The organism is Streptomyces sp. NPDC004732, from assembly GCF_040609235.1.
Classification (GTDB): Bacteria; Actinomycetota; Actinomycetes; order Streptomycetales; family Streptomycetaceae; genus Streptomyces.
On the sequence record NZ_JBEXJR010000009.1, the window covers coordinates 144,336 to 157,659 of the forward strand.

Genomic DNA, 13,324 nt, shown 5'->3' on the forward strand with positions numbered 1-13,324 from the left:
GACCGTCCGGGAATTCGCCGTCAGCCGCCAGGTCGTCGGACGCCTGGGCGTGGGTCGCGGCCACGGTCGCTCACTGCCCCCGCGCCGGCGCCTCGTAATGCACGAGCGGCGTATTGGGCTGGTCCGGGGTGGCGTCGAGGAGCGCGACGATGCCGAGCGCCGCGCCCACGGCGAGGAGCGCCGCGGCGGCGACGGTGAGTGAAGCGGCGAGCAGTCGGTGCATTGCGAGGGTCAGCCTCTCTGTCGGAGGTCGTCCCACCCTGGTCGCGCAGTCCCTCGGCCGGTGGTGAAGCCCCGGCCACAAAGCGCTGGTCGCACAGCCCGTGCCGGCCCCGTCCGGCAAGTCCTCAGTCTCTGCAATGCATTGACACTTCGTCAAGGGTGCGCCTACGGTTCCCGGCCCATACGGCTCGGTAACACTTCTCCCGCCCTCAGCCCAGGAGTGACCTCATGCGCCGCACCGCCTCTCCTCTGTCGCTGATCCTGCTCGGGCTTGGCGCGTTTCTTCTGGTCCTCGCACCGATGCTGGCCTGGTACGTCGAGCCACGCGCGAAACGCACGCCCGTGGATGTCGACATCACGACCGTTTTCAAAGGCAAGGGAAGCTATTTCGACACCGAGAAGATCAAGACGGTCCACGACAAGGACCTCACCATCACCCGCCAGGTCCGCGGCGACGTGGCCGACAGCGAGGACAGCGGGCGCGCGGTCTGGGACGTGTCCACGTCCGTCGACCCGGACAAGTCGCTGCCCGCGGCCGACCCGCACGACTCGCTCCAGTGGACGCTGGAGCGCTGGGTCACCGACCGGAAGACGAACGCGCCGGTGCACTGCTGCGGCGAGGAGCCGTACTTCGAGGGCGAGGCCTATCTGAAGTTCCCCTTCGACGTGGAGAAGCGGTCCTACCGCTGGTGGGACAACACCCTGGGCGCGACCGTGCCGCTCACCTACAAGGGCACCAAGAAGGTCCAGGGGTACGAGGGTTACCGCTTCACGGGGACGGTGAAGGCCACCAAGACGGGCACGCGTCAGGTGCCGGGGCGGATGGTCGGACAGCCGCGGAAGAGCCAGGTCATCGCGGACGAGTACTACGCCAACCACGGCATCGAGCTCGTCGCCGACCAGCGCACCGGCCGGATCATCTACGCCGCGATCGGCCCCCGCAAGACGCTGCGGGCGCCGGGCTCGGACAAGGACGCGACGGTGCTGCTCGACAGCGACCGGATCGCGTTCACGCCGGACACCCAGAGGGCCCAGGTGAAGCTCGCCGACGACGACAGCAGTCGGCTGGAACTGGTCGGCGAGACGCTTCCGGTCGGTGCGGGCGTGCTCGGCGGGGTACTCGCGGTGGCGGGAATCGTGCTCCTCGTACGAGGGCGTCATGGCGACGGGGCGAACGGTCAGGGACGGCACGGTAAATCTGCGGAGCCGGGGAGTCCGAATCCGGACACGTCACCGACCGCCCTGCAACCCACCACGATGTGATGAGACGTCAGCTGTTGAAAGCGCAGAAATTGTCACTTCAGTGAGTAGCCCCGCGGTACGGGGCGGCGAAAACTATCCACCCCACCCACGCACAGTCCCCGCACCGCCCGAGCACAACCCCCGCACCACCCACGCACCACACCAGCACCGCCCCCGGCACCACCCGAGCACCGCCCACGCACCACACAGGCACGACCGGCGCACCACCCCGCACAGGCCGGGCACCGCACGCTCGTGAGCCCCACGCTCCGCCCGCCCGGCCCGCTCCACCCCAGCAGGATCCGCAGAACCCAGCAGGACCGTTCCGCCCGACCGGACCCCCCACAGTTCCGCACCCTGAGACGAGTTGGAGCACGCATGCCCCAGCACGTACCGTCCTCGCTGCGCGCGGCCGCCCCACGCCGCGCGGAGCGTCTTCCGGCGCCTCCCCCACAACCGCGCCGGATCGTCTTCCTCGCCCACCGCGACCTCGGCAACCCGGCCGCGGGCGGCTCCGAACTCCTCGTCGACCGGCTCGCCGACGGCCTCAGCAAACTCGGCCACCAGGTCACCTTGCTGTGCGGCGGACCCGCCGCCTACCGCGACTACCGCGTCGTCTCCGCAGGCGGCGATCTCGGCCACTACCTGCGGGCGCGCACCGCGTTCACCCGGCAGGTCGGCGACTGCGACCTGCTCGTCGAGGTCTGCAACGGCATGCCGTACCTGGCGCCGCTGTGGCACCGCGGGCCCACCCTCTGCCTGGTCAACCACGTCCACACCGACCTGTGGGGGATGCGCTTCCAGGGCGCGCTCGCCCCCGCGGCGCGGCTCGGCCGCAGGCTCGAACACTGGGCGCTCTCGGGCGCACAGCGCGGCAATCTGCTCGTGGCCGTCTCACCGTCGACGGCCACGGCGCTGCGCGCCATCGGCGTCGAGCGGGAACGTATCCGCATCGTGCACAACGGCGTCGAGGAACCGGGGCCGCTGCACGCCCGCTCCGACGAGCCGCTGTTCCTCGCGATGGGACGGCTCGTCGAGTACAAGCGGATCGATCTGCTCCTGCGGCTTTGGGAGCGCGTCAGACCCGTCACGGGCGGCAGGCTCGTGATCGTGGGCGACGGCCCCGAGCGGCAGCGCCTGGAACAACTCGCCGGTCCCGGCGTGGAGTTCAGGGGCCATGTCTCCGAGGCGGAGAAGCACCGCCTGCTCTGTGAGGCCTGGATGCTGCTCCATCCGTCGGCCGTGGAGGGCTGGGGGCTCGTCATCACCGAGGCGGCGACCCGCTCGACGCCCTCGATCGGCTTCGACGTACCGGGCGTGCGCGACTCCGTCGAGGACGGCGTGACCGGACTCCTCGCCAGGGGCGAGAGCTCCTTCGCCGCCGCCTGGTGCACCCTGGCGCTCAGCGCCGAGCGCCGCAGAGCCCTCGGCAAGGCGGCCGGGGAGCGGGCCGTGCAGTTCCGCTGGGGCAACACGGTCCGGCAGTTCCAGGCGGTGGCGGCCGAAGCGGTCGCCGCACACCAGGTGTCCCATGGACCCCCGACTCCCCAGAGGTCTGTGTGAAGGACCCTTCGCTGCGCCGCTCCGCCACCCTCTTCCGGGCCTTCCTGCGCGAACAGCAGGAGCCCGAGCGGTGCTACACGCTCCTCGCCCGCGACGCCGCCGACCAGGTCGAGGCGTACGTGCCGGTGAAGGACCGCGTCGTCGTCGACATCGGCGGCGGGGGCGGCTACTTCACCGAGGAGTTCCGGCGGCGCGGCGCGCAGTCCTTCCTCTTCGAGCCCGACCCGGCCGAGCTGGGGGCCAAGCCGCCCGAGGGCGCGGTCGTGGCCGACGGGTATCTGCTGCCGCTCGCGGACGGCGTCGCCGACGTCACGTTCTCCTCGAACGTCCTGGAGCACGTCGACGACCCGCAGACGTTCCTGAGCGAGATGGTCAGGGTCACCCGGCCCGGCGGCCTGATCTATGTCTCGTTCACCAACTGGCTGTCCCCGTGGGGCGGTCACGAGTGGGCGCCCTGGCACTACCTGGGCGCCGAGCGGGCCCGGGCCCGTTATGAACGACGTACCGGCAAGGCCGCGAAACACACGCTCGGCGAGAACCTCTTCGTCCACCACGTCGGAGCGACCCTGCGCCAGGTGCGGGGCCGCGACGACGTGGAGATCGTGTCGGCGCGCTCCCGCTACTGGCCGTTCCTGGCCGGGGCGATCACCAAGGTGCCGGGTGTGCGCGAGATCGCGACCTGGAATCTCCTCCTCATCCTCAGGCGGTGTCCATGACCACGGTCCAGGCCCCACCCCCGGCGGCCGTCAGACCAACGACCGATGCCCCCGATCCCTCGCGGGGGCCGCGCTCGTGGCGCTGGCTCCTGGGGTTCTGGGCCGTGGTGTTCGTGCTCTTCCTCGCGGTGAAACCGGGGCGGATGACGTTCGACACCAAGCTCGGTGTCGCCGTCGACCCCTGGCAGTTCCTCTCCGACCTGGGGCAGCTCTGGCACGACCGGGGCGGCTTCGGCGGGATCCAGGACCAGTACGTCGGCTATGCGTTCCCGATGCTGCCGTTCTACGGGCTCGCCAAGCTCGTGCAGCTGCCGGTCTGGATCGCGGAGCGGCTCTGGTTCTCGCTGATCGTGGCGGTGGCCTTCTGGGGCGCGCTGCGGCTCGCCGAACGCCTCGGCATCGGCAGCCGCCAGAGCCGTCTCCTCGGCGCGGTGGTGTACGCGCTGTGGCCGACGTTCACCGTGGTCATCGGCTCCACGTCGGCGGCGGCGCTGCCCGGCGCGTTCCTGCCGTGGGTGCTGCTCCCGCTGACCAACGAGCGGATCAGCGCACGGCTCGCCGCCTGCCGCTCGGCGCTGGTCATCCCGTTCATGGGCGGGGTGAACGCGGCGGCGACACTCGCCTCCCTCCTGCCCGTGGGCCTCTACCTCCTCTCCCGCCCCAACGGCCCGCGCAAGCGGAAGCTGATCACCTGGTGGGTGCCGGGCGTCATCCTGGCCACCGCCTGGTGGGTCGTCCCCCTCCTGATGCTCGGCATCTACGGCGAGAACTTCCTGCCGTTCGTCGAGGACTCGGCGACCACGACCGGCACCATGTCGGCGACCGAGGCCCTGCGCGGCGCGGGCAACTGGGTGGCGTACCTGCACTTCGGCGAGGCCTGGCTGCCCGCGGGCTGGACCGTGGCGACGGCCGTCGTGACCATCGTCTGCTCGGCGCTCGCCGCGGGGATCGGCCTCGCGGGCCTGGCCCGGCGCGATCTGCCGGAGCGCCGCTGGCTGGTCCTGACGGTCCTCTCTGTCGTCCTGGTCACCCTCGCCGGGTATGGCGGCGCGTTCGGCGCCCCCTTCCACGGCACGGTCCAGTCCTGGCTGGACGGCGGGCTCGTCCCGTTCCGCAACATCTACAAGTTCCAGACGGGCCTCGCCCTCGCGCTGGTCCTCGGCCTGATGCACCTGGTGGGCGTGGCCGCGCAGGCGCGCGGGGCCCGGCGGGTGCGCGGCCGGCGGTACGCGCCGCTGATCGCGGCGGTCCTGGTCCTGCCCGGCCTCGCGCTGCCCTACCTCAACGGCTCGATCCTGCAGCCGGGTTCGTTCCAGAAGCTGCCCACGTACTGGCAGACGACGGCGGACTGGCTGGAGAAGTACTCGCCCGACTCGCGGGCCCTCGTCGTGCCCGCGACCGCGCACGGCATCTACACCTGGGGCTCCCCCATCGACCAGCCCCTCGACGTGCTCGCCGACTCGCGCTGGGCGCAGCGCGACTACGTGCCGTTCGGCGCCCCAGGCAACCGGCGCGCGATGGACGCCGTCGAGAACGCGCTGCTGACCGGCGCCGAAGTGCCGGGCCTGCGCGACTACGTGACGCGGGCCGGTCTGCACTACGTCGTCGTACGCAATGACCTCGACCCCGACCAGGTCGGCAACGTGCCCACCGCGACGGTCAAGCGCACCCTGGAGGAGTCCGGCTTCCGCCGCGTCACGGGCTTCGGCCCGCAGACCACCGACGGCATCATCCCGAACGACACCCCGATCCAGGTGGAGGGCCTCTACCCGCGCCAGCGCGCGGTCGAGATCTACGCGCCCAAGGAAGGCACCGAGCGGCCGGGCCAGGCGGGCTTGAAGCCGGTGTCCAACACGGCGGTCGTCAGCGGCGGCCCCGAGTCGCTCCTTCCGCTCTCCGCCGACCCGTCGATGCGCGACCGCCCGGCCGTCCTGACCGGCGACAACCATCCGGGCATCGGGGCGCCGGGCCTGCAGGCGGTCGGTGACGGCATGCGCCGCGCCGACACCCGCTTCGGCCTGGTCAACTCCAACACCTCCTACACGTACGGGCGCAGCGAGCGGAACGCCGTCGACGCGCTGCAGAACCCGGACGAGAAACCGCACCAGATCCTGCCGAGCAAGGGCATCGACCACCAGACGACGTCGGAGCTGCGGGGCGCCAAGTCGGTCTCGGCGTCCAGCTACGGCAACTGGCTGTTCCACCTGCCGCAGTACGACCCGGCGAACGCCTTCGACGGGAATCCGGCCACGGCCTGGGCGGAGGGCAGCGCCGACTCCGCGGACGGCGAGTGGATCAAGGCGGAGTTCAACTCGAAGGTCGCGATGCCGTCGTCCTTCCGCGTCACCCCGCTGCCGCAGGAGGGCACGCGTTCGGCGCCCACCCGGATCCGCGTGGAGACGGAGCACGGCAGCATCACGAGCCCCCTCCAGCCCAACGGGCAGCCGCAGCGCGTGAGGGCCCAACCGGGCGACACGGACTTCGTCAAGATCACGATCCTGGACACCCAGGTGGCCCGCCCCGGCCTGACGGGCGCGGGCTTCTCAGAGATCACCATCCCCGACGTACGCGTCACTCGCCTCCTCCAACTCCCGAAGGACGCGGAGAAGTCCACCGACGCCAAGGCGACCAAGTTCTCCCTGCACCGCACGGCGGACCCGGGTGCCTTCTCGCAGGTGGACACCGAGTCGGGGCTGCACCGCCGCTTCACGACGACGGCGGAGGGCGCGTACGACGTGAAGGCGAGCGCGGTGGCCGTGCCGGGCCGTGAACTCGACGAGCTGCTCTACAAGGTGGCTCCCGAGCAGGAGCAGCAGATCATCGCGACGGCCGACGCCACCGCGAAGCTCGGCAGCGGCCTGTCGCCGCGCAACCTCACCGACGGAGACCTGACCACGGCCTGGATCGCGGGCAGCGACAACCGCCCCGTCATCCACCTCAAGTGGCCGGACAAACAGCCGGTGGGCGAGCTCGTGCTGCCCGCGGCGGGCGGTCTGTCCACAAGGCCCGTGAAGATCGAGATCAGCTCGCCGGACGGCGCGGCGACCGCGGGCGTCGACGAGAACGGCAACGCCCGCTTCGCGCCGATCACCACCGACGAGATGGACATCACCATCACGGAGACCGCCCCGCTGACGGTCCACAACCCGGTGGCGGACGCCAACCTCCAACTGCCCGTGGGCCTCACCGAGGTATACGTCCCGGCACTGGACAAGTACCGCACCAAGCAGCCATCCCCCCGGGACCGCTTCTCACTGCCGTGCGGCCAGGGCCCGACGATGTCGATCGACGGCGAGCTGTACGAGACGAGCGCCAAGGGCCGCATCCAGGACCTCACCGACCGGCGCCCGGTGGACATCACGCTCTGCCGACAGGGCGAGGAGGCCCCCGCGATCCGCCTCGGTGCAGGGGCGCACAGCCTGGAGACGGGCGACGCGGGCCCGCTCGCCGTCATGGACGCCTCCCTGACCACCGGCACGCCGGGCGCGCTCGACACCACCTCGCGTGAACTGAAGGTCAAGGACTGGCTGGGCGACCGCCGCGAGCTGAAGGTCGGCGCGGGCGCGGCCTCGTACCTCACCACGTACGAGAACGTGAACGACGGCTGGAAGGCCACGCTCAACGGCAAGGAGCTGACCTCCGTGCGGCTCGACGGCTGGCAGCAGGGCTGGCTGGTGCCGAACGGCGAGGGCGGCACGGTCAAACTGACCTACGAGCCCTCGCAGCTCTACGAGATCGGCCTGATCCTGGCAGGCATCGGCGTCCTGGCCCTGCTGGCGCTGGTCCTGGTGCGCCGCCGCGACCCCAACACCGACGCCCCGTCCGCGGCGCCGCCCGCCCCCGGCCTCATCCTCGGCACGGTGGCGCTCACGCTGGTGGCCGTGGTGATCGCGGGCCCCTTCGCGCTCCTGGTCCCCGCACTCGCGCTCCTGGCCCACTGGCGGCACGCACTCCTCGTGCCGATCGCGTTCCTGGCGATGGCGGGAGCAGGCATCGCAGCGGCAACAGGCGCGGGCGAGCCGATCGCATCCGACGAGGGAGCGTTCGGCCCAACAGCCCAACTCCTAGCCCTCATAGCAGTATTCGCGGCCCTGGTGTCGGTAAAGGAGACACACCCCCGCACCACGAATACGCTGAAATACGCCCCACACACACCCGAAGGCGGCACTCCCCCGCCACCCACACCCGACCCCGACCCCACCCCCACCCCCACCCCCGACCCGGCGACGCTGCCGCTAGCCCCGACCCAAGCCCCACCCGGTCAGGCACCCCCGCTCCCCCGCCGCAAGCGCGACGGGGACGCAGAGGCAGCCGCGGGCCCGACGGTCTCGGCCCGGGGCCCCGAGTCGGCCCAGCCCGCGCCCGCGCCGCCGGGCCGCAGGACGGTGCGCTTCCCGCGCCGCAGGCGTATGTCCACGACAGGAGAAGGCCCCCAGCGATGACCGCACTGGAACACCCGGCACGGCGCGCGGACGGCCCCGGGCGGCCGCCCGCGCGCGTGCCGTTCCCCGTCGTCGACGAGGTCTCACGGCACTGCCTCCAGGAGGAGGAGCCGGAGACCGTGCACATCGAGGTGCACCTGCCGGGCACCCCGGACCCGGACCGCCTCCGGGCCGCCTTCACCGAGGCCCTGCGCCGCCACCCGCGCATCCTGATGCGGGAGGCGCGCGGCCCTTGGTACCGCCGCCGCTACGAGTGGGAACTCACCCAAGCCCCAGACCTACAGGTAGTAACGTTCCCGCCCCCAGAACCCGACGCACTCAAACGCGCCCGCGAACGCGCCCTGGCAGAGGCCCCTCCACTCACCACATCCCCCCCGATCCGCCTCGAGGTAGTGGTACCGGCGGAGAGCCGAACAACAGACGTGAGGGGCCGCCCCGGTATGTCCGCCCGGAGCACAGAGGAACAGGCTTCCGGGGCGGAGGAGCCGACAGAGCCGCAGGGATGGCGAGGACGGACATACCGGGGCGGCCCCGCCCCGGAAACAACAGAGCGCACACCCGCCCCAGGCTCCGTCCTCTTCCTGACGATCAACCACACGGCCCTGGACGGCCCGGCCTGCCTCCGCGTACTGGCCACCGCAGCCGAGCTCTACGGCGGCAAGGACAACTCCCCGGCGGCACCTCCCACCCGAGCCCCCGCCGCACAACAGGCACCAGCGGAGCCCCCACCCGACGCCCCCTCGGGATGGTCACCCCCGGCCCGGGTGTCCAAGGGCACCCCAGAGCCCTCCCCCGGCAACGGCATGCTCGTGGCGGAGCTCCCCGTCCCCCACCGACCCAAGGGCTCCCCTTTCACGGTGAACGACCAACTCATGGTCGCCACCGCGCTGATGATCGCGCACTGGAACCGTGAACACGGGGCCCGCCCCCGCCCGTTCCGCATCACAATGCCCGTGGACGACCGCCCCCGGGACGCCACCATGCCGATAGGCAACGGCACCCGCCTAGTCGAAGTCCCCTTCAAAGCATCCGAGTTGGCCTCACGCGACTGGACCCCGGAGGCAACCCGAGACCTACTGCGCCGCACCTCCGAGCGAACCCGCGCCCTCAAGGCACTCTCCCGCCCCCAACTGGGCCACGGCGCAGCCCTCCTGACCGCCCCGGTCCTGCCCGTCACCCTCAGGGCCGCCGTCACCCGCGGCCTGCGCAGGGCCGCCGCGCCCTGGACGTCGACCACGCTCCTGAGCAACATCGGCCGCGTCCCCTACGCCCTGGACTTCGGCGACGCGGGCCGCGCGCACGCCGTCTGGTTCTCCGCACCCGCCCGCCTGCCGCGCGGCCTCACCGTGACGACGGCGTCGACGGCGGGCCGACTGCACCTGGCCCTGCGCTGGTCCAGAACGCTACTGAGCCACGGCGACGGCGCCCACCTGCGCGACCTCTTCGAGCACTACCTCCACGCGACGGAACACACCGAACCCCAGGACGGGGGGCCGAAGTGACCACAACCACCCAGCGCCCCAAGGGCCTCCGGGACTTCTACGAAGACCCGGCCGTCCCCGTGGCATCGGGCGACGCCCGCAGCATCCGCCAGGCCCGCATCCTCGCCGCCGCGCTCGGCCCCGCCACCACCCGTACCGCCACGGTCCTGGACATCGGCTGCGGCGACGGCACGGCGGCGGCGACCGCGGCGCCGCTCCTCGCGGGCCACCGCGTGGTCGGCGTGGACTGGTCGCAGGACGCGCTGAAGCGCGCGCACGCCCGCCTGCCGTACGTGGTGCGCGGCGAACTCACCGACGGCGGGCTGCCGTTCGCCGACGGGGCGGCCGACGCCGTGCTGTTCAGCGAGGTGGTCGAACACCTAGTAGACCCGGACAGCGCCCTGGACGAACTCAGAAGAGTCCTGCGCCCGGGCGGGCACCTGATGCTCTCCACCCCGAACCTGGCAGCCTGGTACAACCGCGGCCTGCTCCTCGCAGGCGTGCAGCCGGTCTTCTCCGAGGTGAGCCTGCGCGCCATCCACGGCCGCCCCGGCAAGGAGGTCGTGGGCCATCTGCGGCTGTACACGGCGCGCGCCCTGCGCGAGTTCGTGGCCGCTTCCGGCTTCGAGGTCGTACGCCTGTCGGGCGCGCCCTTCCACGGGGTGCCACGCCCGCTGCGCGCCCTGGACCGGCTGGCCTGCGCCGTGCCCAGCGCGTCCTCGATCCTCCTGCTGCACGCCCGAAAGGCCTGATCATGTGGTGGGGCGTGGCCGCGGCACTGCTCGCGAACCTGCTCTACAGCACGGGATTCGTCCTGGAAAAAAGAGCGTTGACGGCGATGCCGTCGGTGAGCGTCCGCAACCCCACAAGGCTGCTGAGGCAGGTACTGAGCAGCCCCTTGTGGATCGGCGGCTCGCTGGCCCTGGCGTCGGGCTTCGGCGCACAGCTGGCCGTGTACCGCACGCTGCCGATCGCCGCGGCGCAGGGCATCTTCGTGTCGGGCCTGGTCCTGCTCCTGCTCCTGTCCTCCGTCCTGCTGGGCGAGCGCACCTCGGGCCGCGAGCGGTACGCGGTCGGCGGGATCCTGATCGCGCTGCTCATGGTGGTCCTCTCGCTCAGCGAGGACAGCGACACGGTCGGGCACGGCGCGCCCGTGCCGCTGATCCTCACGGTGTGCCTGCCCTCGCTCGCGGCGGGCGTCTGGCTGTACGGCTCCGCGGAGCGCCGTGCCAGGCACCGGCACCGCATGCCGACGGCGGGCGTCGAGTACGGCGTCGCGGTGGGACTCCTCTACGGCGTGAGCTCGCTCGCCATCAAGGGCGTCTCCAGCTACCTCACGACGGAGGACATCGGGGGCGCGATCGGCGACCTGCTGCGCTCGCCCTACCCCTATCTGCTGCTCTTCACCGGCGCGTTCGGCCTGATCATGTCGCAGGCGGCCCTGCAGCGTTGCCGGGCGTCCCTCATCGTCCCCGTGTGCACGACGGTGACCTCGCTGTTCACGGCGGTGCTCGGGACGCTGGCGTTCGGCGAGGCGCTGCCGCACGAGCCGGTGCGCCTGACGCTGCGGATCGCGGGCACGCTCCTGGCCGTCTCCGTCCTCCTGGCCATGCCGAAGCACGACGACACCGCTCCCCCACCCTCAACCGCTCCCAAGGAGTTGACCAGCGGATGAACCCCGAAGACCCGCTGCTGAAGATCCTCGCGTGCCCCCTGGACAAGGGCCCGCTGCACCTGCTGACCGCGGCGGACCCCCTCGTACCGGAGGAGTCGCTCTACAACCCGCGGCTGCGGCGCCGCTATCCGGTCGTCGACGGCATACCGCAGCTGCTGCCGTCCTCCGGCGAGCAGGTCCCGGAGGACGAGCACGAGCAACTGCTCAAGCGAATGTCCCCGTGACGAGGGGGTGCGCATGACTTTCGCCGCCCGAGTGGCGCCCTTCGTCCCCGACCGCCTGATCGCCTCCCTGGCCCGGCTCGTCTATCCGCGCTTCGAACCGGAGCTCGCCCGGCTCGCCGACCTCTGCCCGCCGGGCTGCGGCACCGCCGTGGACGTCGGCGGCTGGTACGGCCCGTGGTCGCGCCGTCTCGCCTCGCGCGCGGACCGCGTGGTGACCGTCGAGCCGGTGCCGCACCTGGCGCGGCTCCTCGCCGCCAGCACGCCCCGCAACGTCCGGGTGATCCAGGCGGCGGCGACGGACCGGCCGGGCACGGCCCGGCTCTGGCTGCCGCGCGGCGACCGCGGCGAGAGAGGCGTCTCGTCCCTGGTCAGGCGCGACATCCACGACGTGGCGGTGGACGTGCCGTGTCTGACCCTGGACGGCCTGGGCCTGCGGGACGTCCACTTCGTCAAGATCGACGTGGACGGCAACGAGCTGCAGGTGCTGCGCGGCGCACACGAGCTGATCACCCGCGACCGCCCGGCGATCTTCCTCGAACTGGAGTCGCGGATCCAGCCGATCGCCCCGATCGTGGAGCTGCTGACCCGCCACCACGGCTACCGGGGCTGGGTACTGCCGCACGACAGCTGGCTGCCGCTCGACGCGTTCGACCTGGAGACGCACCAGTCGGGCACCTCGTACGTCGTGTCGCAGGGCCTGCTGCGGCGGGTGCTCACGCCGAGACATCCCCGGTACGTCAACTCGGTCCTGTTCCTTCCCGACGGGCACCGCCCGGGAACGCTCGCGGTGCGCGACGATGGGGTGCATGCCCACTAGCTCCGCCCCCGCCCCGTTCACCGCGCTGGACTTCCAGCTGGTCCTGCTGCGCCGGATGGCCGACCACAACGCGGACCTGGTGGAGAGCGCACGGCACGAGCTGGGCGTCTCCATCGCGGAGATGCGGGAGGCCAACCGCCGCTGGCAGGCGATGACCCGGTCCTCACGGTCCCGGGGCGCGGCCTCCCGCTACCGCTCGGTGCTAGGCCCGCCCGAGGTGAAGGCCCGCCGCCGGATCGGCGACCTGGAGTGCGAGGCGCTGCTCTGGCCGGTGCCGCTCTGGCCGGACCTGCGCTTCGAGGTGCTGCGGGCGCCGAACGGCGCGGTGTGGAACGAGTGGCTGGTGCGAGCGCCGGATGCGCCGGGCCCCGACCTCCGCACGCTCGACGACCTGACCCCCTGGTCGTGCACGGTCGACGAGGCGGCCCGCGCCTTCGCCCCGGCGCGTCCCATGGAGGGGACGGCGCCGACGCGATGGGGCCTGGCGTTCGAGGCGCCGGACGCGAGCGGTGAACGGCGTCACTGCGTGGCGGAGTTCACCTGGGGGCTGCTGCAGCGGGTGGGCGTCAGAGAATGAAGACGCTCTGCGCGGTCTCCGTCTGGTACGCCTCGCCCGGGTACACGAGCCATTCGACCGGGCCGGTGCAGTCGGGCCCGGAGTGGACCTCGGCGATGGCATTCGTGTTGTTGGTGACCGAGGTCGGGAACCAGTCGACCCCGTAGCAGCCGCTCGGATCCACGTAATGCTGGCCGTTGATGCTGAGGATGCCGTCCGCCGCGTACGCCGAAGTCGGCACGGAGAGGGCGAGTGCCGCGGCCGCCGCGAGCACCCCGAGCGTCTTGGTCACCTTGGCCACCATGGTCATGCGTCGTCGATTCATGTAGCTAAAAGTAACGGATCACACACATCACGTAACCAGCGCGCGGGAGCAGACCCGCCGC

At 71.8% G+C, this 13,324-nt stretch carries 12 protein-coding genes; 10 read left to right on the top strand and 2 right to left on the bottom strand.

What is annotated here, in order from left to right; translation table 11 throughout:
* Positions 1-70 precede the first annotated feature (70 nt).
* Positions 71-223 carry a hypothetical protein gene (locus tag ABZV77_RS27295; RefSeq protein WP_167355687.1) on the bottom strand — a complete coding sequence of 51 codons (153 nt, stop codon included), beginning with the start codon at positions 221-223 and terminating at the stop codon, positions 71-73.
* Between the two features lie 227 nt (positions 224-450).
* Here ABZV77_RS27295 and ABZV77_RS27300 point away from each other — a divergent pair, with 227 nt between their 5' ends.
* From ABZV77_RS27300 to ABZV77_RS27345, 10 genes are all read left to right on the top strand, one after another.
* Complete coding sequence (locus ABZV77_RS27300; RefSeq protein ID WP_356261980.1) at positions 451-1,485, top strand: DUF3068 domain-containing protein; 1,035 nt, start codon at positions 451-453, stop codon at positions 1,483-1,485.
* A 357-nt stretch (positions 1,486-1,842) separates the two neighbouring features.
* Positions 1,843-3,027 (top strand): glycosyltransferase family 4 protein, encoded by a 1,185-nt coding sequence (locus ABZV77_RS27305; RefSeq protein WP_055569861.1) that lies wholly within the window; start codon positions 1,843-1,845, stop codon positions 3,025-3,027.
* Positions 3,024-3,743, top strand: coding sequence for a class I SAM-dependent methyltransferase (locus ABZV77_RS27310; protein ID WP_107098211.1), 720 nt, complete (start codon positions 3,024-3,026; stop codon positions 3,741-3,743). Before ABZV77_RS27305 ends, ABZV77_RS27310 begins: the two co-directional genes overlap by 4 nt.
* The gene (locus ABZV77_RS27315) at positions 3,740-8,185 is read left to right on the top strand and encodes an alpha-(1->3)-arabinofuranosyltransferase family protein (protein ID WP_356261983.1); all 4,446 of its coding nucleotides are present in this window, start codon (positions 3,740-3,742) and stop codon (positions 8,183-8,185) included. Before ABZV77_RS27310 ends, ABZV77_RS27315 begins: the two co-directional genes overlap by 4 nt.
* Positions 8,182-9,687 carry a condensation protein gene (locus ABZV77_RS27320; RefSeq protein WP_356261985.1) on the top strand — a complete coding sequence of 502 codons (1,506 nt, stop codon included), beginning with the start codon at positions 8,182-8,184 and terminating at the stop codon, positions 9,685-9,687. The genes ABZV77_RS27315 and ABZV77_RS27320 overlap by 4 nt, the downstream gene beginning before the upstream one ends.
* The gene (locus tag ABZV77_RS27325; protein ID WP_356261988.1) at positions 9,684-10,418 is read left to right on the top strand and encodes a class I SAM-dependent methyltransferase; all 735 of its coding nucleotides are present in this window, start codon (positions 9,684-9,686) and stop codon (positions 10,416-10,418) included. Before ABZV77_RS27320 ends, ABZV77_RS27325 begins: the two co-directional genes overlap by 4 nt.
* A 14-nt stretch (positions 10,419-10,432) precedes the next feature.
* Positions 10,433-11,341 carry a hypothetical protein gene (locus ABZV77_RS27330; protein WP_356261990.1) on the top strand — a complete coding sequence of 303 codons (909 nt, stop codon included), beginning with the start codon at positions 10,433-10,435 and terminating at the stop codon, positions 11,339-11,341.
* On the top strand, positions 11,338-11,565 hold the full coding sequence (locus ABZV77_RS27335) for a Trm112 family protein (protein WP_356261993.1): 228 nt from the start codon (positions 11,338-11,340) through the stop codon (positions 11,563-11,565). The genes ABZV77_RS27330 and ABZV77_RS27335 overlap by 4 nt, the downstream gene beginning before the upstream one ends.
* Before the next feature lie 13 nt (positions 11,566-11,578).
* Positions 11,579-12,382 (top strand): FkbM family methyltransferase, encoded by an 804-nt coding sequence (locus tag ABZV77_RS27340; protein WP_356261997.1) that lies wholly within the window; start codon positions 11,579-11,581, stop codon positions 12,380-12,382.
* Positions 12,363-12,959, top strand: coding sequence for a hypothetical protein (locus ABZV77_RS27345; RefSeq protein ID WP_356262000.1), 597 nt, complete (start codon positions 12,363-12,365; stop codon positions 12,957-12,959). Before ABZV77_RS27340 ends, ABZV77_RS27345 begins: the two co-directional genes overlap by 20 nt.
* Here the strand turns inward: ABZV77_RS27345 and ABZV77_RS27350 are convergent.
* The gene (locus tag ABZV77_RS27350; protein ID WP_356262003.1) at positions 12,949-13,263 is read right to left on the bottom strand and encodes a hypothetical protein; all 315 of its coding nucleotides are present in this window, start codon (positions 13,261-13,263) and stop codon (positions 12,949-12,951) included. The genes ABZV77_RS27345 and ABZV77_RS27350 overlap by 11 nt on opposite strands.
* Positions 13,264-13,324: the final 61 nt, after the last annotated feature.